The sequence below is a fragment of the Kitasatospora sp. NPDC088742 genome, assembly GCF_055584905.1.
On record NZ_JBVJLD010000076.1, the window covers coordinates 1 to 22,690 of the forward strand.

24 protein-coding genes and 1 pseudogene are annotated in these 22,690 nt (G+C 73.7%); 7 read left to right on the plus strand and 18 right to left on the minus strand.

The window, feature by feature from the left end:
* The 5 genes and pseudogenes from ACZ6ZR_RS36345 to dacB all read right to left on the minus strand — a co-directional run.
* Positions 1–220, minus strand: a pseudogene (locus ACZ6ZR_RS36345) (ATP-dependent zinc metalloprotease FtsH); the annotation flags it as partial.
* A gap of 240 nt (positions 221–460) precedes the next feature.
* Positions 461–1,000, minus strand: coding sequence for a hypoxanthine phosphoribosyltransferase (hpt, locus tag ACZ6ZR_RS36350; RefSeq protein WP_380149463.1), 540 nt, complete (start codon positions 998–1,000; stop codon positions 461–463).
* Between the two features lie 82 nt (positions 1,001–1,082).
* Positions 1,083–2,216 carry a tRNA lysidine(34) synthetase TilS gene (gene tilS, locus ACZ6ZR_RS36355; protein WP_465649940.1) on the minus strand — a complete coding sequence of 378 codons (1,134 nt, stop codon included), beginning with the start codon at positions 2,214–2,216 and terminating at the stop codon, positions 1,083–1,085.
* Positions 2,217–2,686: 470 nt separating this feature from the next.
* Entirely contained in the window at positions 2,687–3,847 is a 1,161-nt protein-coding gene (locus ACZ6ZR_RS36360) for a zinc-dependent metalloprotease (protein ID WP_465649942.1), read from the minus strand.
* Between the two features lie 186 nt (positions 3,848–4,033).
* The gene (gene dacB, locus ACZ6ZR_RS36365; protein ID WP_465649944.1) at positions 4,034–5,527 is read right to left on the minus strand and encodes a D-alanyl-D-alanine carboxypeptidase/D-alanyl-D-alanine endopeptidase; all 1,494 of its coding nucleotides are present in this window, start codon (positions 5,525–5,527) and stop codon (positions 4,034–4,036) included.
* A gap of 75 nt (positions 5,528–5,602) precedes the next feature.
* Between dacB and ACZ6ZR_RS36370 the strand changes: the two genes are divergently transcribed.
* Positions 5,603–6,094 (plus strand): inorganic diphosphatase, encoded by a 492-nt coding sequence (locus tag ACZ6ZR_RS36370; RefSeq protein ID WP_402302198.1) that lies wholly within the window; start codon positions 5,603–5,605, stop codon positions 6,092–6,094.
* A 154-nt stretch (positions 6,095–6,248) separates the two neighbouring features.
* Positions 6,249–6,917, plus strand: coding sequence for a biliverdin-producing heme oxygenase (locus ACZ6ZR_RS36375; protein ID WP_465649947.1), 669 nt, complete (start codon positions 6,249–6,251; stop codon positions 6,915–6,917).
* 61 nt (positions 6,918–6,978) lie between these two features.
* Here ACZ6ZR_RS36375 and ACZ6ZR_RS36380 read toward each other — a convergent pair whose 3' ends face one another.
* The gene (locus ACZ6ZR_RS36380; protein ID WP_465649949.1) at positions 6,979–8,703 is read right to left on the minus strand and encodes an HtaA domain-containing protein; all 1,725 of its coding nucleotides are present in this window, start codon (positions 8,701–8,703) and stop codon (positions 6,979–6,981) included.
* 41 nt (positions 8,704–8,744) lie between these two features.
* On the minus strand, positions 8,745–10,223 hold the full coding sequence (locus tag ACZ6ZR_RS36385) for an HtaA domain-containing protein (RefSeq protein WP_465649951.1): 1,479 nt from the start codon (positions 10,221–10,223) through the stop codon (positions 8,745–8,747).
* A gap of 168 nt (positions 10,224–10,391) precedes the next feature.
* Here ACZ6ZR_RS36385 and ACZ6ZR_RS36390 point away from each other — a divergent pair, with 168 nt between their 5' ends.
* Genes ACZ6ZR_RS36390 through ACZ6ZR_RS36400 form a run of 3 tightly spaced genes read left to right on the plus strand, consistent with a single transcriptional unit; the run spans position 10,392 to position 13,305 of the window.
* Entirely contained in the window at positions 10,392–11,402 is a 1,011-nt protein-coding gene (locus tag ACZ6ZR_RS36390; RefSeq protein ID WP_465649953.1) for a heme/hemin ABC transporter substrate-binding protein, read from the plus strand.
* A complete protein-coding gene (locus ACZ6ZR_RS36395) occupies positions 11,399–12,484 on the plus strand; it encodes a FecCD family ABC transporter permease (RefSeq protein WP_465649955.1) in 1,086 nt (361 codons plus the stop codon). Before ACZ6ZR_RS36390 ends, ACZ6ZR_RS36395 begins: the two co-directional genes overlap by 4 nt.
* Positions 12,481–13,305, plus strand: coding sequence for a heme ABC transporter ATP-binding protein (locus ACZ6ZR_RS36400; RefSeq protein ID WP_465649957.1), 825 nt, complete (start codon positions 12,481–12,483; stop codon positions 13,303–13,305). The genes ACZ6ZR_RS36395 and ACZ6ZR_RS36400 overlap by 4 nt, the downstream gene beginning before the upstream one ends.
* Positions 13,306–13,322: 17 nt before the next feature.
* Here the strand turns inward: ACZ6ZR_RS36400 and ACZ6ZR_RS36405 are convergent, their stop codons facing one another.
* Together ACZ6ZR_RS36405 and ACZ6ZR_RS36410 are read right to left on the minus strand one after the other, a co-directional pair.
* The gene (locus tag ACZ6ZR_RS36405; RefSeq protein ID WP_465649959.1) at positions 13,323–13,538 is read right to left on the minus strand and encodes a dodecin; all 216 of its coding nucleotides are present in this window, start codon (positions 13,536–13,538) and stop codon (positions 13,323–13,325) included.
* Positions 13,539–13,672: 134 nt separating this feature from the next.
* Positions 13,673–14,203 (minus strand): RsiG family protein, encoded by a 531-nt coding sequence (locus tag ACZ6ZR_RS36410; RefSeq protein WP_465649960.1) that lies wholly within the window; start codon positions 14,201–14,203, stop codon positions 13,673–13,675.
* Positions 14,204–14,565: 362 nt separating this feature from the next.
* On the opposite strand from ACZ6ZR_RS36410, the gene dtd reads away from it, so the two are divergent.
* Positions 14,566–15,000, plus strand: a complete 435-nt coding sequence (dtd, locus tag ACZ6ZR_RS36415; protein ID WP_465649962.1) for a D-aminoacyl-tRNA deacylase — start codon at positions 14,566–14,568, stop codon at positions 14,998–15,000.
* A 7-nt stretch (positions 15,001–15,007) separates the two neighbouring features.
* Here dtd and ygfZ read toward each other — a convergent pair whose 3' ends face one another.
* The 3 genes from ygfZ to ACZ6ZR_RS36430 all read right to left on the minus strand — a co-directional run bounded on the left by ygfZ (position 15,008) and on the right by ACZ6ZR_RS36430 (position 17,106).
* Positions 15,008–15,964 (minus strand): CAF17-like 4Fe-4S cluster assembly/insertion protein YgfZ, encoded by a 957-nt coding sequence (gene ygfZ, locus ACZ6ZR_RS36420; RefSeq protein WP_465649964.1) that lies wholly within the window; start codon positions 15,962–15,964, stop codon positions 15,008–15,010.
* A 10-nt stretch (positions 15,965–15,974) separates the two neighbouring features.
* On the minus strand, positions 15,975–16,424 hold the full coding sequence (locus ACZ6ZR_RS36425) for a Fur family transcriptional regulator (RefSeq protein ID WP_465649966.1): 450 nt from the start codon (positions 16,422–16,424) through the stop codon (positions 15,975–15,977).
* A gap of 94 nt (positions 16,425–16,518) precedes the next feature.
* Positions 16,519–17,106 carry a heme-binding beta-barrel domain-containing protein gene (locus ACZ6ZR_RS36430; RefSeq protein WP_465649979.1) on the minus strand — a complete coding sequence of 196 codons (588 nt, stop codon included), beginning with the start codon at positions 17,104–17,106 and terminating at the stop codon, positions 16,519–16,521.
* 278 nt (positions 17,107–17,384) lie between these two features.
* On the opposite strand from ACZ6ZR_RS36430, the gene ACZ6ZR_RS36435 reads away from it, so the two are divergent.
* Positions 17,385–17,747, plus strand: coding sequence for a DsrE family protein (locus ACZ6ZR_RS36435; protein ID WP_402302175.1), 363 nt, complete (start codon positions 17,385–17,387; stop codon positions 17,745–17,747).
* Here the strand turns inward: ACZ6ZR_RS36435 and ACZ6ZR_RS36440 are convergent.
* The 6 genes from ACZ6ZR_RS36440 to ACZ6ZR_RS36465 form a co-directional block, all read right to left on the minus strand.
* Positions 17,741–18,028: a DUF3099 domain-containing protein gene (locus ACZ6ZR_RS36440; protein ID WP_465649981.1), complete on the minus strand. Its 288-nt coding sequence runs from the start codon at positions 18,026–18,028 to the stop codon at positions 17,741–17,743. The genes ACZ6ZR_RS36435 and ACZ6ZR_RS36440 overlap by 7 nt on opposite strands.
* A gap of 35 nt (positions 18,029–18,063) precedes the next feature.
* Positions 18,064–20,070, minus strand: a complete 2,007-nt coding sequence (locus ACZ6ZR_RS36445) for a serine/threonine-protein kinase (protein ID WP_465649983.1) — start codon at positions 20,068–20,070, stop codon at positions 18,064–18,066.
* Between the two features lie 178 nt (positions 20,071–20,248).
* Complete coding sequence (locus ACZ6ZR_RS36450) at positions 20,249–20,539, minus strand: DUF1416 domain-containing protein (protein ID WP_057227860.1); 291 nt, start codon at positions 20,537–20,539, stop codon at positions 20,249–20,251.
* A gap of 36 nt (positions 20,540–20,575) precedes the next feature.
* Complete coding sequence (locus ACZ6ZR_RS36455) at positions 20,576–21,412, minus strand: sulfurtransferase (RefSeq protein WP_465649986.1); 837 nt, start codon at positions 21,410–21,412, stop codon at positions 20,576–20,578.
* A 218-nt stretch (positions 21,413–21,630) separates the two neighbouring features.
* Positions 21,631–21,711, minus strand: a complete 81-nt coding sequence (locus ACZ6ZR_RS36460; RefSeq protein ID WP_350529122.1) for a putative leader peptide — start codon at positions 21,709–21,711, stop codon at positions 21,631–21,633.
* A 184-nt stretch (positions 21,712–21,895) separates the two neighbouring features.
* Positions 21,896–22,612: a hypothetical protein gene (locus tag ACZ6ZR_RS36465; RefSeq protein WP_465649988.1), complete on the minus strand. Its 717-nt coding sequence runs from the start codon at positions 22,610–22,612 to the stop codon at positions 21,896–21,898.
* Positions 22,613–22,690 lie beyond the last annotated feature (78 nt).

Sequence of the window (22,690 nt, forward strand, 5' to 3'; positions counted from 1 at the left end):
GCTTCTGACCGTCCCTCAGCTCGACCTTGATCAGATTCGAGTCGCCGGTGGTGATCTGCACCGACTGCGCCTGGTCGTTCCTGATCGCGTAGACGATCTGGCTGGTGTCCGCCGTCTTGGAGCCGCTGGAGTCGGAGACGACCTGCATCAGCACAATGACGGCGAGGACGGCCAGTACGATCCACATGATCGGCGCACGGAAGTATCGCTTGACGTCCATCCATGCGGGGCGTTGCCGCCCCGTCCCTCCTGCCACTCAACAGCGCTGATCGGCTGTGGCCGTCGGCGCATCCGGTATGTGCTCATGAGAAGAGCGGTTTATGGGACCGTACCGCAGCCTTCACCGCCGACGGCGGGAGCACGACGACTACGACGTATTTTCCTACCCCGGCACAACGGGCGGGAACATCGCACTGTTCCCGCCCGTCGCCCGATCGGGGCACTCTCTTCCGACGGTGTGTCAGCCGCCGTACACGTGCGGAGCCAGGGTGCCGATGAACGGCAGGTTCCGCAGCTTCTCCGCGTAGTCCAAGCCGTAGCCGACCACGAACTCGTTCGGGATGTCGAACCCGACGTACTTGACGTCGATCTCGACCTTGGCCGCGTCCGGCTTGCGCAGCAGGGTGCAGACCTCCAGCGAGGCCGGGCCGCGCGAGCGCAGGTTGTTGAGCAGCCAGGACAGCGTCAGGCCGGAGTCGATGATGTCCTCGACGATCAGCACGTCACGGCCCGAGATGTCGGTGTCCAGGTCCTTCAGGATCCGGACCACGCCCGAGGACTTGGTGCCCATCCCGTAGGAGGAGACCGCCATCCAGTCCATGGTGACCTTCGAGTGCAGCACCCGGGACAGGTCGGCCATCACCATGACGGCGCCCTTGAGCACGCCGACGATGAGCAGGTCGCGGCCGGCGTAGTCCTGGTCGATCCGCTCGCCGAGCTCAAGGAGCTTGGCGTCGATCTCGTCCTTGCTGATGAGCACCTTCGCCAGGTCGGCGCCCATGTCGTTGTGATCCACCGGGGATACGTCCTCAAACGTTCGGGGTCCTGTGTCGGCGGCGGCCCTGCGACCTGGTGTTCACCCGTCAGTCGCCCTGGCGCCGGAACACCAGCGTGCCACACGTGCGGGTGACCTCCACCCCTCCGGGTAGGTGCAGGGGCCCCTGACCACGCCATCCGGTGACCAGCAGGTCCACCGTTTCGAGGTGACGGGCGAACAGGTCACCGGCCGGACAGCCCGCCCGCAGCGCGGCCCGGCGGAGCAGCCGGCGGCGTACGGCGGACGGCAGTTCGGCCAACCTGGCGACGTCCAGGCCCCCTTCGGCCGTCCGGAGATCACGCTCGGCCAGCGCGGCCCACTGGTCCAGCGCGTCGGCGTCGTCCCGGAACAGCCGGGCGGTCCGCGCCAGCGCCTCGACCACCCCGGTGCCCAGGTGCTTCTCCAGCACCGGCAGCACCTCGTGCCGCACCCGGGCCCGGGTGTACGCCGGGTCCGCGTTGTGCGGGTCGTCCCAGATCGGGATCGCCTGCTCCTTGCAGGCCTGCCGGGTGGCCGCCCGGTCCAGCTCCAGCAACGGCCGCCGGTAGCGGCCCTTCTGGGCCGGCATGCCGGCCAGCGAACGGGCGCCCGACCCGCGGGCCAGCCCCATCAGCACCGTCTCGGCCTGGTCGTCCCTGGTGTGCCCGAGCAGCACCGCCACCGCACCGAAGCGCTCGGCGGCCTCGTCCAGCGCGGCGTACCTGGCCTCCCGGGCGGCGTTCTCCGGCCCGCCCTGACGGCCCACCAGCACCTGGACGGCCTCCACCGGGTCCAGCCCCAGCGCGGCGAGCCGGTCGGCCACCTGGCGGGCCCGCTCCTCGGAGCCGTCCTGCAGTCCGTGATCCACCGTCACCGCGCCCACCCGCAGGCCGAGCTTGGGCGCCTCGAAGGCGGTGGCGATGGCCAGCGCCATCGAGTCGGCGCCGCCGCTCACCGCGACCAGCACCAGCGGCGAGCCGGGGGCGGCGGGGGTGCGGGGCAGTCCGGAGGGGTGCCGTCGGGCGTTGCCGATCAGCGTGGTGGCGCTCTCGGGGGCCGGCGCCCCGCTGAGTGCGAGGGCGGCCGGGCGGCCGCGCGGCGAGCGGGCGGCGGGGGTGATGTCGCCCAGGTCTGCGGCGAGTTCGGCGAGGGTGCGGCGGACGGCGAGGCGTATCGCCGCGACGGCGGGGTGTGGTCCCACGGGGAGGCACTCCTTGGCACGGGGGCGGAGCGGGAACGGTGACGCGGCGTCAGCCCAGAGTCACCGGATGCTCACAGATGGTCGCAGAATCCGGGCACCGGCCACGCCACCCTCGCCACCGGTACGACCACGGTCCCACGTACGAGTGAATGAAGAAACGTTCCCTCACCGCCAACGGGTCAACCCGACGGCACCCATGTGCGACCCCCGCCCGACTGACCCACCATCAGCCCCACCCCCGCGACGCCCCCGCCGAACGGACGGCAACAGGAACGGCCCACAGACGACCGCCCTGGCACACCGTCAGGCCCCACCCCACAAGCCCGCCGCAGGCGACTCCCGCCTCTCCCCCACAAGCCCGCCGCAGGCGAAAGGCGCACACCGCAGCGGCACCCCGACCTCCTGCCCCACAAGCCCGCCGCAGGCGACTCCCGCCTCTCCCCCGCGAGCCCGCCGCAGGCGACGTCTCGTTACGGCGTGACGCGGGCGACCCAGGCGGCGGGGTTGTGGATCTCCTCCTTGGTGGGGAGGGTGTTCGGCGAGGTCCAGACCCGGTTGAAGCCGTCCATGCCGACCCGGTCCATGACGCCCCGGACGAAGACCGCGCCGTCCTGGTACTGGCGGAGCTTGGCGTCCATGCCGAGCAGGCGGCGGACCACCAGGTCCAGCCGCCCCGCCCCGAGGGCGCGCCGCTGCTGGAACTTCTCCCGGATCTCCCCCACGCTCGGCACCACGACCGGCCCGACCCCGTCCATCACCACGTCCGCGTGCCCCTCCAGGAGGGACATCACCGCCGTCAGCCGGTTGAGGGTCTCGCGCTGCCCCGGCGACTGCACCACCTCCATCAACGAGCCCCGCTCGCGCTCCCCCTCGCCGCGCCCGCCGAGCAGCCCGCGCGCCCGCTCCAGCAGCGCCACCGGGTCCACCTCGGTCTGCGCCAGGAAGGACTGCACCTCGGACTGGATGTGGTCGCGCAGCCACGGCACCGCCGTGAACTGGGTGCGGTGGGTCTCCTCGTGCAGGCAGACCCAGAGCCGGAAGTCGTGCGGGTCGACGTCGAGTTCGCGCTCCACCTGGACGATGTTCGGCGCGACCAGGAGCAGCCGTCCGGGGGCCGGGGGCCGCAGGCCCAGCCGGGGCGAGTCCATGATCCCCTCGGGGCTGTCCGGGGCGCTCGGCAGCGGGCCCGGGTACTCGGCCGGGGCGAAGGTCTCGTACTGGCCGAGCACCTTCCCGGAGAGGAAGGCCAGCACCGCGCCGATCTCGACGCCGGTGGCCTTCTCCCCGAGCGAGCCGAACATCGCGGCACCGGGGGTGTCGGTGCGGCGGGCCTGGAGCTTCTCGACCAGCGGGCGGACGACGGTGCGGAAGCCGGCCACGTTGGCCCGCACCCAGCCGGGGCGGTCGACCACCAGGACCGGGGTGGAGTCGGCGGCGAGCAGGCTGGAGGAGGCCATCCGGGTGTAGGCGCGGACGTGCTCCTCCGCTTCCAGCGCGTGGCGCCGGAGTTCGGAGACCACCTCGCGGGCCTCGGTCCTGGTCACCTCGGGGCCGGGCCGCACCAGCCGGGTCGCCGTAGCGACCGCGAGATCCCAGTCGACCATCCCAGCCCCACCGCTCGCGCTCGTCATGCCCTCACCGTACGGGAACCCCCGCCCGGGGCACATGCTTGCGGAGTCGGCTACGCCAGGGGCGCGAGGAACTGCGCGCAGGGGAACGGCAGTACCCGCAACTGACTGACGGCGATTCAGTTGCAGGTGCGTTGCCTTCCGACCCGCGCAGTTCCTCGCGCCCCTGCGGGGCGCTCCTACCGGAGGTCAGCGGCAACCGCAGGCGGCGAGGCGGGCGATGACGCGGTCGATCGCCGCGCGGGCGGCGTCGCCGAGGGCGGTGGTGCGGGTCATCAGGGCGAAGGTGAGCGGGCGGCCGTCGGCGTTCATGACGGTGCCGGCCAGGGTGTAGATGCCGCTGCCGGCCAGGGTGCCGGTCTTGGCCCGGACGATGCCGATGCCCTCGGGGGACTTGGCGAAGCGGCCGGCCATGGTGCCGGTGAACCCGGCGATCGGGAGGCCGGTCAACACCGGTCGCAGCTGGGGGTGTTCGGGCGAGGAGGCGAGGGCGAGGACCTTGGCGAGGACCAGCGGGGAGAGCTGGTCCCCGGTGTGCAGGCCGCTGCCGTCGTTGAGGACGACGCCCGCCATCGGGACGCCGAGCGCCTCCAGGGTCTGCCGGGTGGCGAGCGAGGCGCCCTCGAAGCTCGCGGGCTGCTTGGCGGCGATGGCGACCTGACGGGCGATCGTCTCGGTGAGCAGGTTGTCGGAGGTGGTGAGGAAGCGTTCCACCAGCCGGTCGACGGTCGGCGACTGCACGGCGGCGAGTTCGGCCGCGCCGGCCGCGGCGGTCTTGGCGACGGGCTTGCCCTGGACGGCGATCCCGAGTCCGCCGAGCAGGGCGGCGAACGCGTCGGTGGCCTTGGCGGCGGGTTCGGCGACCCGGAGCGGGGCCTCCTCCTGGGAGCGCGGGTCGTTCTTGGCCTCGTCGACCATCAGCGGGGTGACGTCCGCGATGTTGGTGGCGTCGTGCTGGGCGTGCCGGATCGGGCCGGTGAAGAGCGAGGTGTCGAAGCCGAGCTTCACCGAGCTGACCCCGGCCGCCTTGAGGGCGGCGGCGGTCCGCTGGGCGAGGTCGGCGAGGGCGGCGGGGGCGGTGTCCTCGTCCACCGGCATGCCGCCGACCCGGACGTCGGCCACCGGGAGGGTGGAGAGGGTCGGGTCACCGCCGCCGACCAGCACGATCTCGTCGGGGGTGGCGCCCCGCACGACCCGGGTGGAGAGCCGGGTGTCACCGGGGATCAGCCGGAGCGCGGCGACCGCGGTGAGCAGCTTGGTGGTGGAGGCCGGGGTGGCGGGGTTGTTCTCGTTGCCGCCGTAGAGCAGGGCGCCGGTGACGCCGTCGGTGACGGCGAAGCTGAGGGTGCCGAGCGCCTTGTCCTGCACCAGCGCCCCGAGGTCGCGCTGGAGTCCGGCGGTGGTGGGCAGGCCGGTGTCGCCGGTGACGCTCGCGGCGAGCACGGCGCCGCCGGTGGCGGCCAGCTTCGGCCCGGCGGGGGCCGGCGGCTTGGGGGTGCCGGCCGCTGCGCCGGGGGCCGGGGCTGACGGGGCGGACGGGGCGGACGGATGTCCGCTGCTCTGGCCCGCCTTGGGGCTGGGCGCGGCCGTGGCCGTCGTCAGTCCGCCCGCGGTGAGCGCGACCCCGAGCACTCCGGCCACCGCCGCTCTGCGGCCGCGCCGCTCCCCCGTCCCTCGCTGCACCACCGGGCCCCTTTCCTGAGCACACCCTGCCGTAGGAGACACTAGATCCTGCCAGTCCCTACCTTGGAGGAACCGTTGGAGTTCGACGTCCTGATCGAGATCCCGAAGGGCTCCCGTAACAAGTACGAGGTTGACCACGAGTCCGGTCGCCTGCGTCTTGACCGGATGCTCTTCACCTCGACCCGCTACCCGGCCGACTACGGCTACGTCGAGGGCACCCTGGCGGACGACGGCGACCCGCTGGACGCCCTGGTCATCCTGGAGGAGCCGACCTTCCCCGGTTGCCTGATCAAGTGCCGCGCCATCGGCATGTTCAAGATGACCGACGAGGCGGGCGGCGACGACAAGCTGCTCTGCGTCCCGGCCACCGACCCGCGCTGGTCGCACCTGCAGGACATCCAGCACGTGTCGGAGTTCGACCGCCTGGAGATCCAGCACTTCTTCGAGGTCTACAAGGACCTGGAGCCCGGCAAGTCGGTCCAGGGTGCCGACTGGGTCGGCCGCACCGAGGCCGAGGCCGAGATCAACGCGTCGGTCAAGCGCTTCGAGGAGAACGGCGGCCACTGAGGCCCCGTCACTCCCGGGCCCGTGGCGAGCAGCTGACTGCTCGCCACGGGCTTTTTCATCCGGGCTCTTACCGACAGCCTGTCGGCATCACGTTGACTTAGGTAAGGCTAACCATAGAGAATCGGAGACGTCTCCCCCGACCCCGGAGGTCCGCATGACCAGCCCCGAGCCCACGCCGTTCTCCACCGTGCTGCGCACCGCCAGTGCCGCCGAGCACGAGGCCGCCGAAGGGTCGGCCTTCATGGGGCACCTGCTGAACGGCCGCCTCGGGGTGGACGCCTACGCCGAGCTCTCCGGCCAGCTCTGGTTCGTCTACCGGGCCCTGGAGGGCCGCGCTGCCGAGCTGGCCGAGCACCCGGTGGTGGGCAGGTTCATCGACCCGGCGCTGTTCCGCACCGCCGCCCTGGAGGCCGACCTGCTCCACCTGCGCGGCGCCGACTGGCGCGACGGGCTGGTCGCGCTGCCCGCCACCGCCGCGTACGCGGCCCGGCTGGAGGAGCTGGTCGAGAGCTGGCCGGCCGGGTACCTGGCCCACCACTACACCCGCTACCTGGGCGACCTGTCGGGCGGTCAGATCATCCGCGGCGTGGCCGAGAAGACCTGGGGCTTCGAGAAGAAGGGCGCCGGGGTGCACTTCTACGTCTTCGACCAGGTCGAGAACCCGGCCGCGTTCAAGCGCGACTACCGCGCCAAGCTGGACGCCGCCGGGCTGGAGCTGGACGAGGTCGAGCAGCGCCGGGTGGTCGAGGAGACCAAGCGGGCCTTCGGCCTGAACGGCGCGATCTTCGCCGACCTCGACCTGCGGTACCCGCTCAGCGCCTGAGCACACGGACGACGGTGCCCCCGCCGGGAGTTCGACTCCCGGCGGGGGCACCGTCACGTGGTCAGCGGGTGCGGCGCCGGACCAGCACCGTGGTGCCGCCGCCGAGCAGCAGCAGACCGGCCGCGGTGGCGACCAGCGGGACCACCGGGGTGTCCGTGCCGGTGGAGGCCAACTGGCCGGTGGAGTCGAGCGAACCGCCGCCGCTGCCGTTGCCGCTGCCGTTGCCGTTGCCGCCGCCGTTGCTGGTGAGCACCGCACCGCCACCGGTCGAACCGCCGCCCGTGGCACCACCGTTGGTGGCGCCGGTACCGGCCGAGGGAGCCGGGGTGGAGGGCTTCGCCGAGGAGGTCGGGAGGCTGGCCGCCTTGTCGAAGGACAGCACGGCGGTCACCGGGTCCAGCGCGTCGCCCTCCTTGTAGAAGCCGGCGAAGGCAGTGGCGCCCTCCTTGGTCAGGGTGGCCGGGAGCTGATCGAGCGTCACCACGCCGTCGACCGGGGCGAAGCCCGCCTTGGAGACGTCCAGCGCGGCGAGCTTCATGCCCTTCCACTCGGCGGTGGTGCCGTCCGTCGCCTTGGACGTCAGGTCGGCGGTCAGGAAGGCCCCGGACCGCTCGATCCGCACGCCCGGGTTGGCGATGGTCAGGTCGAGCTCGTACGCGTCGCCCTTGGGGTGGGCCAGGAAGCGGACCGAGCCCTGGAACCCGGCGGTGACGCCGTGGGTCCTGGTGTTGTACGCGCCGCTGCCCTTGCCGAACCGGTAGTCGGCCGCGCCGCCGCCGAACTCCACCTTGCCGCCGCCGGCCGGCATGGCCAGGTACCTGCGGAAGGACTCCTTGACGCCCCACTCCAACCGGCCGTCCACGATCGGGAGTTCGGCCGGCGCGGTGCTCGGAGCGGTGCTCGGCGAGGCCGAGGTGCTGGGCGAGGCGGACGGGCTCGCCGCCCCGGACGGGGACACGGACGGCGACGGCGACGCAGAGGCGGACGGCGAGGCCGAAGCCGAAGCCGAAGCCGAAGCCGAGGGAGAAGCCGAAGCCGACGGGGACGCCGAAGCCGAGGGAGAAGCCGAAGCCGACGGGGACGCCGAGGCGGACGGGCTCGCGGGGTCGGAGGGGCTCGTCGAGGGCGAGGGCGAGGTGCTGGGCGTGGACTTGGCGAGCACGATCTTCACCGGGTCCATCGCGGCGCCCGCCTGGTAGAAGCCGCCGAAGACGGCCGAGCCGTCGGCCGTCAGGGTGGCCGCCGCCGGCACCCCGGCGGTGGTGTCCCGGCCGACCGGGAAGGTGATCAGCGGGGCGTCCTCGCGCTTGACCAGCTGGGGCGACTTCACCTTGGTGGCCGGGTCCTCGACCAGCTCCACGGTGGAGGCGTCGGCGGTGATCGAGCCGGTGGCGCCGCTGGTGGTGAGCTTGAGGTCGGTCAGGGTGATGTCCATCTGCCCGCCGTGGGCGGTGAACCGGACCCCGCCGGTGAAGGCGGCCGAGAGCGCGTGGGTGGTGGTGTCGTACTCGCCGGCGCCGTCGAAGTGCAGGGCCCCGTCCGCGTTCCGGCTCGCGCCGCCCGTCAGCTCGACCTTGCCGCCCTGGGAGGCCGGGCCCTCCAGGTACTTGAGGAAGCTGCTCTTCACGCCCCAGTCGAAGGAGCCCTGGTCGTAGACCACCTTGGCCGGGGCGCCGAAGGCCAGGCCGGGCACGCTGACGGCGGTCAGGCCCAGGCCTATCGCGGCGGCGGCCAGGGCCGGGAGCGGGGTGCGGTTGCGGCGGATTGCGGCAGGAGTGACGGGCATTGCGGTGACGCTCCTTCAAGCGGGGGAAGGGGAACGGGAGTTCAGGCGGCCCGGCGGCGGCGGACCAGCAGGGTGGTGCCCACGGCGGCCCCGGCCGCGAGCACGCCGCCGACGACGGCGACCGGCACCCAGCCGCCGGAGGGGTCCGAGGCCGCGGCCACGGGGGTGGCGGAGGCGCTCGCGGGGGTGCTCGCCGGGGCGCTCGGCACGGCGGAGCCGAGGTCCGGCAGGGGCGGCAGGGCGGCGGCCGGATCGAGGGCCACGGCGAAGCTCAGCGGGTCCATCGCGGTCCCGGCCGGGTAGAGCCCGCCGAAGGCCTTGCTGCCCCCCTCGGTGAGGACGAGCGGGAGTTCGACGGCCTTGAGCAGGCCGCCCTCGGGCTTGAGCGCGGCGGCGTCGAAGGTGGCCAGCACCACGCCGGGCAGCCGCTGGGCCTCGCCGTCGGCGGTCTTCCCGGAGACGTCGGCGGCCAGCGTGCCCTTTCCGCCCGCGACCTTCACGGACGGGTCGGCCAGCGCCAGGTCGAGGCCGTACGCACCGCCGCTCTCCATGCCCCGGAACCGGACGGTGCCGGTGAAGGCGGCGCCCAGCTCGCCGGTGGCGGGGTCGTACGAGCCCTTGGCCGGGGTCCAGCGGAAGAAGGCGCCGCCGTCGGCCGCGCCGCCCTCCGGCTGCCAGCCGCCCTTGGCGATGGAGCCGGTGACGTAGTCCCGGAAGGTGCGCCGCACGCCCCAGTCCAGCGCGCCGTTGGCGAACTCGGTGCGGGCGGCGGCGGTCGGGCTCGCAGCCGGAGCCTCGGCCGACGGCACCGTGGCCGACGGGGCGTCAGCGGGCTCGGCCGTGACGGTCGGAGCCGTGGTGGGCGTGGCCGTCGCGCTCGGGGTGGGCGCGGCGGCCGCCTTGACGTTGACCGAGAGGGTCAGCGGGTCCAGCTCCGTCCCGGCCGGGTAGAAGGCGCCGAAGGCGGTGGCCCCGGCGCCGGTCAGGGTGGCGGGCACGTCGGAGAGGGTGATCGTGCCGCCCTGGCCGCGCAGGTCGATCCCGCCGAGCCCGAGCTCGGCCAGCTTCACCTGGCTCGCGCTGCTCACCGCGCCGGTGTCCTTGGCCTTGCTGACCACGTCCGCGTAGAGCCCGCCGCTGCCGGAGCCGGCCTTCACGGTGAACCGGCTCAGCTTCATGTCCAGGGCGTAGCCGCCGTTGCTCTCGTGGCCCCGCAAGGCGACCCCACCGGAGAGCGCGGCGGTCAGCGCACCGCTCTCCGGATCGTAGGAGCCGGTGGCGGAGTGGAACCGGAAGGTGTCCCCGCCGACCGTGGCCGCGCCGCCGGTCAGGCTCCAACTGCCGTTGGCGATCGGGCCGGTGACGTAGCTGAGGAAGGAGTGCTTGATCCCCCAGTCCAGCCGTCCGCCGGAGACCGTGCCGGGCGCGGCCGCGGCCGGTGGCACCGCCAGGGTCAGCAGTGCGGCGAGCGCCGCGACCAGGGTCGCGGCGAGACGGCGCAGGCGGCACGAGAAGGGCATGGCGGAGCGCTCCAGGTCGGCGGGGTGCGGCGGGGTACGGCAGGGTCCGAGGGGACCCCCCTTGCGTTTCTGAGGTAAGGCTAACCTAATATATGCACCAAGAGTCGCCCCGGGTCCACCCCCGCTTCACCACCCGGAGGTGCCTAGCACCCCGACGAGGAGCAGCAGTTGACGGCGAAGAACCTGGGACCGATCCGCGCCCGCGCGCTGGGCCTCGCCCTGCTGCTCGCCACCGCCGTCGGCTGTGGCGGGGCCACCGCCGGCGAGCCCACCCCCACCACCGCCGCGGCGGCCGTCCCGGACCGGGTCGAGCCACTGGCCACCACCCCGACCCCGGTGCTGCCGGTCACGGTGGACTCGGCCGACGGCCGGGCGGTCACCGTCACCAGCGCCGAGCGGATCGTCCCGCTCAACGGCAGCCTGGCCGAACTGGTCTTCTCCCTCGGCCTGGGCGCCAAGGTGGTGGCCCGGGACGTCTCCACCACCTTCGAGCAGGCCGCCGCGCTGCCCGTGATCACCCACGCCCACGACGTCTCGGCCGAGGGCGTGCTCTCGCTGCGCCCCACCCTGGTGCTGGCCGACCGCTCCACCGGCCCGGCCGAGGCGGTGGCCCAGATCCGGGCCGCCGGGGTGCCGCTGGTGGTGCTGGACGACGCCAAGCGGCTCTCCGACGTGGACGTCCGGATCGCCGAGGTGGCCGCCGCCCTCGGGGTCCCGGACGCCGGGCGGCAGCTGACGGAGCGTACGGCCGCCCACACCGCCGAGGTGCGGGCCGGGATCCCGGCCGCCGGCCAACACCCCAAGGTGGCCTTCCTCTACCTGCGCGGCAGCGCCTCGGTCTTCCTGCTCGGCGGGCCGGACTCCGGCGCCGTGTCGCTGATCGAGGCGGTCGGCGGCACAGACGCGGGCACCGCCGCCGGGCTCACCGGCGACTTCACCCCGCTCACCAGCGAGGCCCTGGTCAAGGCAGCCCCCGACGCCATCCTGGTGATGGGCAAGGGCCTGGAGTCGGTCGGCGGCGTGGACGGGCTGCTCAAGCTCCCCGGCGTGGCCCAGACCCCGGCCGGGCTGGACCGCCGGGTGGTCTCGGTGCCCGACGGCGAGCTGCTCAGCTACGGCCCCCGCACCCCCGCCGTGCTGGTCTCGATCGCCACCCAGCTCTACGGGGGCGGGAAGTGACCGCCCTTCAGGACCGCCCGCTCACCGCCGCGCCCGGCTCCGCCGGGGCCCGCCGCCCGGCCCGCTCCACCCTGCTGACCGCCGGCCTGGCCGCGGCCCTGCTGCTGGCCGCCCTGACGGCCGCCGGGACCGGCGCCTACCAGGTGCCGCTGGGCGACGTGCTCGCCTCCGTGGCGCACCGCCTGGGCCTCGGCGGCCACGCCCTGGAGCGGGTGCCCGAGTCGGTGCTGTGGAACGTGCGCTTCCCCCGGGTGGTACTGGCCCTGCTGGTCGGCGCCTCGCTGGGCTGCGCCGGGGCGCTGATGCAGGGCGTCTTCGGCAACCCGCTGGCCGAGCCCGGGGTGATCGGCGTCTCCTCCGGCGGCGCGGTCGGCGCGGTGGCCTGCATCGTGCTCGGCCTGGACTCGTTGGGCAGTTGGACCGTCACCGCCTTCGCCTTCGCCTCCGGTCTGGCCACCGTCTTCGCGGTCTACGCGCTCTCCCGCTCCGGCGGCCGGACCGAGGTGGTCACCCTGGTGCTCACCGGCGTCGCGGTGAACGCCTTCTGCGGCGCGCTGATCGGCCTGTTCCTGTTCACCGCCGGCTCGGCCGCGATCAGCCAGGTGACCTTCTGGCAGCTCGGCTCGCTGGCCCAGGCGACCTGGGGCAAGGTGCTCGCCGTGCTCCCGTTCGCCCTGCTCGGGCTGGCCGTCGCACCGCTGTACGCACGGAAGTTGGACCTGCTGGCGCTCGGCGAGCACCCGGCCCGGCACCTCGGCGTGGACGTGGAGCGGATGCGCCTGGTGCTGATCACCGTGGTCGCGCTGCTCACCGCCGCCGCGGTCTCGGTCAGCGGCGTCATCGGCTTCGTCGGCCTGGTCGTCCCGCACCTGCTGCGGATGCTGGCCGGCCCCGGCCACCGCTTCCTGCTGCCCGGCAGCGCCCTGGCCGGAGCCCTGGTGCTGCTCCTCGGCGACCTGGCCGCCCGCACCCTGGCCCAGCCCGCCGAGCTGCCGCTCGGGGTGCTCACCGCGCTGATCGGCAGCCCGTTCTTCTTCTGGCTGCTCCGCAGGACCCGTACCAAGCAAGGGGGTTGGGCATGAGGCGGCCACGACGGCAGGTGCCGGAGCGCCCCGGCCCGGGCACCGAGGTGCTGGTCACCGAAGGGCTGCGGCTGAGCCTGGGCGGGCGCGAACTGCTCGGCGGGGTCGACTTGGTTGTGCGCGCCGGGGAGGTGCTGGCACTGCTCGGGCCGAACGGCGCGGGGAAGTCCACCCTGCTCTCGGTGCTGGCCGGGGACAACGCCCCGACCGCCGGCCAGGTGCGGCTGCTCGGCCGCCCGCTCGGCTCCTACCGGCCGGCCGAACTCGCCCTGCACCGCGCGCTGCTGCCGCAGTCCTCCGCCCTGACCTTCCCGTTCACGGCCGGGGAGGTGGTCCGGATGGGCCGCGCCCCGTGGGCCGGGACGGCGGCCGAGACGGAGGACGAGAGCGCCGTGGCCGAGGCACTGGCGGCCACCGATGCCACCGCCTTCGCCGAGCGTCCGTTCACCGCGCTCTCCGGCGGCGAGCGGGCCCGGGTGGCGCTGGCCCGGGTGCTGGCCCAGCGGGCCGCCGTGCTGCTGCTGGACGAGCCGACGGCGGCGCTCGACCTGCGCCACCAGGAGCTGGTGCTCCGGGTGGCCGGGGAGCGGGCCGCCGCCGGGGACGCGGTGGTGGTCGTGCTGCACGACCTCTCGCTGGCCGCCGCCTACGCGGACCGGATCGTCCTGCTCGCCCAGGGCCGTCCGGTGGCCGACGGGCCGGTCGCCGAGGTGCTCTCGGCGGAGCTGCTCAGCGAGGTCTACGGCCACCCCGTGGAGGTCCTCCCGCACCCCGGGACCGGCGCACCGCTGGTGCTGCCGGCCCGGGCCCGGCGGAGCTGAGACCCCGTCAGTCCTCGTCAGTCCTCGTCGTCGAGCCGGAAGCCGACCTTCAGTCCGACCTGGAAGTGCGCCACCGCCCCGTCGGAGAGGTGGCCCCGGATCTGCGTCACCTCGAACCAGTCGAGGTTGCGCAGGGTGCGGGAGGCGCGGCCGACCCCGTTGCGGATGGCGGCGTCCACGCTCTCGGTGGAGGACCCGACGATCTCGGTGACCCGGTAGACGTGGTCGGTCATGGCTGGCTCCCTGCTCTGCGGACGGCAAGTCCGTGGACGGTCCCCCCGACCCGTCCACCGTGCCCCAGCCGGGTGCCCGCCGCACGCGCAGACGGCCGCCCGAGGTCGCCCGGACGGCTCGGCTCCCGGACCGCTCAGCTCCCGGCCAGCAGGTCGTCCACCCGGGCCTCGCCCTCCCGGTACCGGCGGGTGATCTCCGCGCTGCAGTCGTCGGCCCGCCGCTGGAGCGCCTGGCGGCGGCCGGAGACCTCCCGCTCGTGCACCGTCAGCCGCTCCACGGCGGACAGCAACTCCTCGGTGGGGTGCGCCCCGAGGTCGGCCAGCTGGACGTCGCCCATCAGGGTGTCCGCCTCCCGCTGGTAGCGCTCGCCGCGCGGCGGGCCCATCCGCAGGTGCCGGGCGGGCCTGCGCACCCCTGACGGGGCGTCGGCCAGGATGGACGGCAGCCGGCCGAGCAGGTCGTCCGCCTCCGGGTGCCCCTCGGCCAGCCGGCGGCGCTCCAGCTCGGCCCGGAGGATGTCCATCCGCCCGTGCAGCAGGCGGCGCAGGTAGGAGAGGTCGGCCTCCTGGTCCTGGGCGTCCCGGCGGATCAGCCGCAGCCGCTCCAGCCCCAGGCCGGTGAGCCCGTACGCCTGCTCGTCGTGGGCCGTGCTGCTCGCGTCCATCAACCAACCACCTGCCGCTGTTCCGGTCACCGTACCTCCCCCTGACGCCCCGTCACCTCGTGCACGACCACCCGGTTCCGAGGGTTCCCGCCGGCGGAAGGGACCACCCGTGCGAGGGATGCGTGCGTTCGAAACCTCCGAACGGGAGCCGCCCGCGCGCCGTCCACAGCGTGCCATCCGCAGCCTCGCACCGCACCGCCCGTACCCCCGAACGGCCCCCTGGCGATGGGGGGTGGCTGATACGACGAGGACAATCCGCAGGCCGCACGGGGGCTCGACCGACAGACCCTGCGCGCCCCCGGCGTGCGGTCTCCGTTCACGCGCCGGGGGCGCGCTGTGACGCCTGGGGCAGAATGTGCCGCATGCGAGCAGTGGTGCAGCGGGCCGCCGAGGCGGCCGTGACGGTGGACGGCGAGACGGTCGGCGCGATCGAGGGCCCGGGGCTCTGCGTCCTGGTCGGCGTGACGCACGAGGACACCCCGGAGAAGGCGGCCCAACTGGCCCGCAAGCTCTGGACTCTGCGGCTGTTCTCGCACGGCGAGACCGAGGAGAGCTGCTCGGACATCGACGCGCCGCTGCTGGTGATCAGCCAGTTCACGCTCTACGGCGACGCGCGCAAGGGCCGCCGCCCCACCTGGAACGCCGCCGCGGCCGGCCCGAAGGCCGAGCCGCTGGTGGACGCCGTGGTGGCCGAACTCCGGGCCCTGGGGGCCACCGTGGCCACCGGCCGGTTCGGCGCGGACATGAAGGTCAGCCTGGTGAACGACGGGCCGTTCACCGTGCTGCTGGAGATCTGACGGAGACTCAGACGGGGACGATCACGTCCTGGGTGCCCGGGACGCCGTCCGCGAGCAGCACCTCGTCCTCCGGCACGTTCCGCTTCACCAGCGCCAGCGCGATCGGCCCCAGCTCGTGGTGGCGCGCCGAGGAGGTGACGAAGCCGACCGGGCGGTCCTGGCCCGGGCGGAGCACCTCGGCGCCGTGCGCGGGCAGCTTCTCCTCGGTGCCGTCCAGGTGCAGGAAGACCAGCCGACGCGGCGGACGGCCGAGGTTGTGCACCCGGGCCACCGTCTCCTGGCCCCGGTAGCAGCCCTTCTGCAGGTGCACGGCGGAGGTCAGCCAGTCCACCTCGTGCGGGATGGTCCGGTGGTCGGTCTCGAAGCCCAGCCGGGGCCGGTGACCCTCGATCCGCAGCGCCTCGTAGGCCAAGATCCCGGCCGCCGGGCCGTAGCCCGCGGTCAGCTTCTCCAGCTCGGCGCGCGGCACGAACAGGTCCCGCCCGTAGGGCAGTTCGCGCACTGCGAGGGCGCCCTCGGCGGAGGCGGAGGAGCGGGCCGGCAGGTGCACCACCGCCAGCTCGCCGGAGCGGTCGGCGACCTCGACCCGGTAGAAGAACTTCATGCTCTCCAGGTAGGCGATCAGCGCCTCCTGGGTGCCCGGCTCGACGTGCGCCCAGGTGGTCTCGCCGTCGTCCACCAGGTAGAGCGCGTGCTCCACGTGCCCGTTCGGGGAGAGGATCAGCGCCTCGGTGGCCTGCTGGGCCGGGAGCGCCGAGACGTGCTGGGTCAGCAGCAGGTGCAGCCAGGTCAGCCGGTCCGCGCCGGTGACGGTGAGCACGCCCCGGTGCGAGAGGTCCACGAAGCCGCGCCCCTCGGCCAGTTCACGCTGCTCGCGGAAGAGGTCGCCGTAGTGCGCGGCCACCCCCTCGTCGGCTCCTTCGGCGGGGACGGCACCGGGCAGGGCAAGCAGCGGACTCTTCATGCCCGCAAGCTTACGACTGTGCCCGCTCGGCCTTCGCGGTGCAGTCGGCGCAGCGGCCGAAGATGGCGAAGTGCTTGAGGTCGGTGTCGAAGCCGTGTGCCGCCTTCAGGCCCTCCACCAGCGGTGCGGCGACCGCGGTGTCGGTCTCGGTGACCGAGTCGCAGTCCCGGCAGACCAGGTGCAGGTGGTGGTGACGGCCCGCCAGGTGATAGGTCGGGGCGCCGTGGCCGAGGTGGGCGTGCGAGACCAGGCGCAGCTCCTCCAGCAGCTCCAGGGTCCGGTAGACGGTGGAGATGTTGATGCCGCTGGCGGTCTTGCGGACCTCGTGGAGGATGTCGTCCGGGGTCGCGTGGTCCAGCCGGTCGACCGCCTCCAGCACCAGCTGGCGCTGCGGAGTGAGCCGGTACCCGCGCTCGCGCAGGTCGGCCTTCCAGTCGGAGGGGGTCTCGGTGTCCGCCACGGTGCCTGCCCTGGGTCTCGTCGAGGTCGTGGCAACAAGTGTAGGGACCGGCCGGGGGCCGGTCCCTACCTCGTCGCGCCGGGGGCCGGACGGCTCAGCGGAAGAACGCGATGCCGTCGTCCGGCAGGTCGGCGATGTCCTGGATCAGCTTCGCCGGGTTGAGCACCTTCTTGAGCTGGGCCGACATGTACGGCCGCAGCGGCACCTCGGGCGCGGACTTCTCGCCGACCCAGGCCAGGTCCTCGCCGTTGACCAGCCCGTACAGGCGCTTGCCGCCGGAGTAGCGGACCTCGTCGCTGATCCGGGCGACCGCGTCGGTGGCCAGGTCGATCTGGGGCTTACCGTCGTGCAGCTTGCCGTACCAGATCTCCACGGTGCCGTCGTCGCGGACCGAGGAGACCTCGATCTCGCGCTCGCCGCTGGTGCCGTGCTGGTTGGTGGTGACCCGCCAGAAGGCGTGCTCGGTCTCCAGCGGGCGGATCCTCTCGCCCTCGGCGTCCAGCTCCCAGCTGCGGGAGCGGAACTCGATGAACGGCCGGCCGTCGTGCCGGAACACGATCTCCTGGCCGAAGTTGCACTTCTCGGTGCCCGGGAAGTCGTAGACGCCCGCGCCCTCCCAGGTGCCGAGGAGGAAGGCCAGCGAAACGACGTCCGGGTGGAGGTCAGAAGGGATCTCGATCATGTTCCTGGTCGCTGTCGACGATGGTGGGCCTCAACCGTACGGCAGTGGTCAGCGCTGGCCCTGGTAGAGCTTCATGACGGAGAAGATGGCGAACCAGGTGATCAGCACGGCCATCAGGATCAGCAGGCCGTCGAAGAAGTATTCCAGACCGGACACGGGGCGCTCCCAGTTGCGGCGTTGCGGAGAGTGAACAGGACGGCCACGAGTCTATCGGCCCGTTATGCGGGGGTCTCGGTGAGCCCCGCCACCTGGCCGCAACCGGCTTATAGGGTGTCAGCATGCCGAAGAAGCTGGTCATCAAGGTCACCGCAGGACCCGAGGCCCCGGAGCGCTGCTCGCAGGCCTTCACGGTGGCGGCGGTCGCCGTCGCCAGCGGCGTCGAGGTCTCGCTCTGGCTCACCGGCGAGGCCTCCTGGTTCGTCCTGCCGGGGCGGGCCGCCGAGTTCGAACTGCCGCACGCCGCACCGCTGCCGGACTTGCTGGAGTCGGTGCTGGCAGGCGGTCAGGTCACCCTCTGCACCCAGTGCGCGGCGCGCCGGGGCATCGAGGAGAAGGACCTGATCGAGGGCGCCCGGATCGCCGGGGCGCAGCTCTTCGTGCAGGAGATCATGGCCGAGGACGTCCAGGCGCTGGTCTACTGACGGTCCCCGTGATCGGGGTGGTCACGGTCGGGGTGGTCACGGTCGTGGCCGGGGTCGTCCCACCGGGGGTCGTCCCAGCGCGGGTCGTTCCACCAGTCGTCCTCGGGGTCGCGCTTGTTGGCGAAGACCGCGGCCACCGGCGGGATCACCGCCGCGACCACGCACATGCCGATGGCGACCGGGACGGACCACAGGCGCACCACGCCCCAGGCCAGGACGAACGTCGTCAGGCAGATGCCCATCAGGACGAAGTACCAGAAGTGTCTTCGGCGTTGCCGCACCCTTCCACGGTACGGCGACTGGCAAGGGCGCCCGGTCAGACCCGCGTGGTGCACAGGACGGTGCCGCCGCCGTTCACCTCCAGCTGCCGGTAGACGGACTGGTCGTCCGGGCCCCGGCGGCAGCTGCCGTTCGGCAGCGGGGCCGGGTGCACGGCGGTGATCCGCAGCGCGCCGTCGTAGCCCTGCGCTCCGGCGGGCGCCCCGTCGCACGGCCAGCTGCCGAGCAGGTCCTCCGCCCGCAGCTGCGGCTCCCCGCCCGCGCCCTTCACCGGGAAGCACTCGCCCTCCCGGTACCGGCGCTCCAGGCAGAGGGTGGTCTCGGCCATCGGCGCGGCGTGCACCCAGGAACCACGGCCCGCGCCGTCCGGGCAGCCCTTGGCACTGGTACCGGGGAAGGCCGAGAGGACCTTGAGGCGGGCCTCGGCCGCGCCGCAGGGCACCTCCTCCGGGAAGGGCGTGGACCAGGCACCGCCGGGCAGCCGGTAGGTGCGCAGGCATTCGCCGGCCGCGACGCCCTGGAAGGCCAGGTTGGCGATCAGACCGGGGTCGTCGGTGGGCGGGGTCGCGGGCGCGGAGACCGGCGGCGTGGTGCCGTGCGCCCTGGGGGCGCCGCCCGTACCGCCGTCGCCCCACTGCCACGGCCGCAGCAGGACGGCACCGGCCGCGACCAGGAACACCAGCACCGCGGCCAGCACGACGGGCCACCAGCGGGCCCTCGGCGGTTCGGGCCGCTGCGCCGGGCGGGGCGCCTGCGGGGCGGAGGGGGCGGGCGGCTGCGGCCAGGACGGTGCGGAGCCGTCCGGGGCGGGCTGCGAGGGCACGGACGGGCGGCGCAGCGGGACGGTGGTGGCGGGTGGCGGGCCGGCCGGCAGTGCGGCGACAGCGGGTGAGGGCGCGAAGGCCGGCCGAACGACCGCCGGCGGCGCAGCGGGTGACGGTGCGACAGGTGACGGCAGGGCAGGTGCCGGCACGGCAGGCGACGGCACCACGGGCTGCGGCGCGACGGGTGGCAGCGCGGCGGGCTGCGGCACGACAGGTGACGGCGCGACGGGCGGCGCCACCACGTACCCGGGCCGTCGGACCCGGCCGAGCCGGGTGGCGGCCGACTCGCCGCCGGCCGGGTGGGCGAGCTCCAGCGCGTGGCCGCTCCGCTCGTACTCGCCGATCAGGGCGGTCCAGCGCGGCGGCAGCCAGCGGCTGCCGCTGGAGGAGACCGGGAGGCCGTCCAGCGAGGCGAGGAAGGCGGCGTGCAGCTCGGCGGGGGTGGGCCGGTCGCCGGGGGCGGCGGCCAGGCAGGGTTCGACCAGCGGGGCCAGCTCCTTGGGGAGGCCGGTCAGGTCGAGCCGGTTGTGCTGCACCAGGGCGAGCAGCTGGAGGGTGTCGTGGTACTCCGGGTAGGGCGGGCGGCCGACCGCGAGGTGGAACAGGGTGGCGCCGAGCGAGTAGACGTCGGAGGCGGCCTCCGAGCGTTCGCCCCGGGCCTGTTCGGGCGAGGTGAAGGTGAGGGTGCCGAGGGTGAGGCCGGTGCGGGTGAGGTCGGCGGCGTGCGAGATGCCGAAGTCGATCAGCCGCGGGCCGTCCAGCGGCAGCAGGATGTTGGAGGGCTTCACGTCGCGGTGCACGATCCGGTGCGCGTGCAGCACCAGGAGCGCCTCGGCCGTCCCGGCGGCCAGCCAGCGGACGGCGGAGCCGGGCAGCCGCCCGGCGGTGCGGACCAGTTCGCCGAGCGAGGGCGCCGGTACGTAGTCGAGCGCCAGCCAGGGCGGGTCGCCGTCGGGGTCGGCCCCGCGCACCCGGACGGTGTGGTCGCTCTCCACCCGCTGGGCGAGTCTGGCCTCGCGGGCGAACCGCTGCCGGTCCACCTCGTCCCGGCTGCCCTCCGGCAGCAGGGTCTTGACGGCGGCCAGCGGGCCGGCCGAGCCGTCCTCGCGGGCCAGGTACACCCGGCCCATGCCACCCGCACCCAGCCGTCCGAGCAGCCGGTACGGCCCGAGCCGGACCGGATCGTCCCCGGCCAACGGCGCCACCCTTGCCCCGGTCATCGCGCTCCCCCGTATCCCCCGGCTCTCTCCCCTCCAATGAGAACCGGCGGGTAGGTCGCAGGGCAACCACCCTACGGGGTGCAGGATCTGACGCCCGGACAGCGGACGGCCCCGCCCCCCTGTCGCCAGGGGTGACGGGGCCGCCGTCGCCTCACACGGATGACGCCGTGACGGGTCCTCAGACCGCGATCGCGACCTCGGTCTGGGCGCCCTGGGAGGCGACCACGACACGGTCCACGGTCGCGCCCGGAACCAGCGCGCGCAGCGTCCACTTGCCCGGACGGGCGAAGAAGCGGAACTGCCCGGTCGCCGAGGTGGGCACCTCGGCCGTGAACTCGCCACCCTCGTCGAGGAGGCGGACGTAACCGTTGACGGGCTCGCCGTCGCGGGTCACGGAACCCTGGATGATCGTCTCCTTGGCCACGTCAACTCCTGCCAGGTCGGGGCCGCCGGCCTTCGCACCGCACATGTCTGTCTTCCTTTCCTACGGTTCGAGCGCCGAGGCTCAGTTGTCGCCGAGCGCGATCGGAACGCCGACCAGGCTGCCGTACTCGGTCCACGAGCCGTCGTAGTTCTTCACGTTGGTCTGGCCGAGCAGCTCGTGCAGCACGAACCAGGTGAGCGCGGAGCGCTCGCCGATGCGGCAGTACGCGATGGTGTCCTTCGCCAGGTCGACGCCCTCGGCGGTGTAGATCGCCGCGAGCTCCTCGTCCGACTTGAAGGTGCCGTCGTCGTTGGCGTTCTTGGCCCACGGGATGTTGCGGGCGGACGGGACGTGGCCCGGGCGCTGCGACTGCTCCTGCGGCAGGTGGGCCGGGGCGAGCAGGCGGCCGGCGAACTCGTCGGGCGAGCGCACGTCGACCAGGTTCAGGCTGCCGATCGCGTCCAGCACGTCGTCGCGGAAGGCGCGGATGGACTTGTCCTGCTCCTGGGCCTTGTACTCGGTCGCGGCGCGCTCGGGCACCTCGGCGACCAGCTCACGGGCGTCCAGCTCCCACTTCTTGCGGCCGCCGTCGAGCAGACGGACGTCACCGTGGCCGTACAGCTTGAAGTACCAGTAGGCGTACGAGGCGAACCAGTTGTTGTTGCCGCCGTAGAGCACCACGATGTCGTCGTTGCCGATGCCCTTCTTCGACAGCAGCGCCTCGAAGCCGGCCTGGTCGACGAAGTCGCGGCGGACCGGGTCCTGGAGGTCCTGCTTCCAGTCGATCCGGACGGCGTTGCGGATGTGGTTCAGGTCGTACGCGGCGGTGTCCTCGTCGACCTCGACGACGACGACCTTCGGGTTGTCGAGGTTGGCCTCGACCCAGTCGGCGTCGACCAGGACGTCACTGCGGCTCATGGTGGTGTCTCCATCCGGGGGCGGTACTGCGGAAGGTGTGTGCGGGCAGCGCCCGGCGGCAGCCCGTACCGGACTCCGTCTCGGATGACGAGACGGGGACAGGTGCGGCCGGGGTGGGGCAAGAGATCGGGAAACCGAGGCGGCCACGGCAGGAAATACCAGGCCGGGAGTGCTCGGTGGGGTGGACGGGGCCGGACGTACCGGTCAGAACCGCCCGGTCAGCGCATTCGACACAGGCAGGCGGACACGCGGCACAGGTCTACCGCCCGCCGCTTCGTGAGGTCCGCCTGTCGCTTCATGCCGACGATGCTAGGGAACCGAAACGGCCGCTGTCATCAGCATGTCGAATGCTGAGACGAATCGGCTCACATTTCGGGATTCGACCGGATCGCGCCGCTCAGCGGCACGGCCGGGACCGCCCGGCGGGACACCCGGAGACCGCGACGGCGATCGTCATGGACACCCCGTCTCGACAGGCGGACGTCAGAGCAGCGCCGAACCGATCCAGGCCAGCGGGGCCGCCACCGCCACCGGCAGCACCACCCCGGCCGTGAAGTGCACGAACCTCGACGGGAAATCGTACGAGGCCACCCGCCGGCCCACCAGGGCCCCGACCGCCACCAGCACCACCTGCACCGGCGGACCGCCCGCCAGCACCCCGGCGGTGGCGCCGAGCAGCAGCGCCGCCGCGGCGGCCACCGCCGCCGGGGCCGGGGAGGCGGCGAGCAGCACCGCGACCGCCACCGCCAGCAGTGCCGCCGGGGTGTGCCCGCCCAGCAGCAGCGAGGCCTCCAGCCCGGCCAGCACCACCCCGGAGCCCAGCACCGTCAGGGCGTAGAACCGCTCCGCCGGATCGGACGGGCGGAAGGTCTGCCAGACCAGCACCGCGACCAGGTACGCCCCGAGCGCCCCCAGCAGCCCGGCCGCCCCGTGCGACAGCACCGCGAGGTCCGCCACCACCCCGGCCAGCGCCACCGCCACGATCCCCTGCCGGGCCGGCCACATCCCGTGCAGCCTGAACCACCCCACCGCGGTCAGCCCCTGAGCCACCGTCAGCCCCGCCGCCAGACCGTACCGGCCGCCGAGCAGCGAGGCCGCCGCGAGCAGCCCGCACAGACCGGCGGTCAGCGCGGCCACCGGCAGGCCCGGTTCGACGATCGGCGTCCCGGTCCGGCGGACCGGCTCGGCGGTGAGGGTCATGTGGCGCTCCTGGGTGGCGTGGGGAGGGACGCTCGGCAGGGCAGCAACCCGGGGGCGCGGGGAACTGCGCGAGTACGG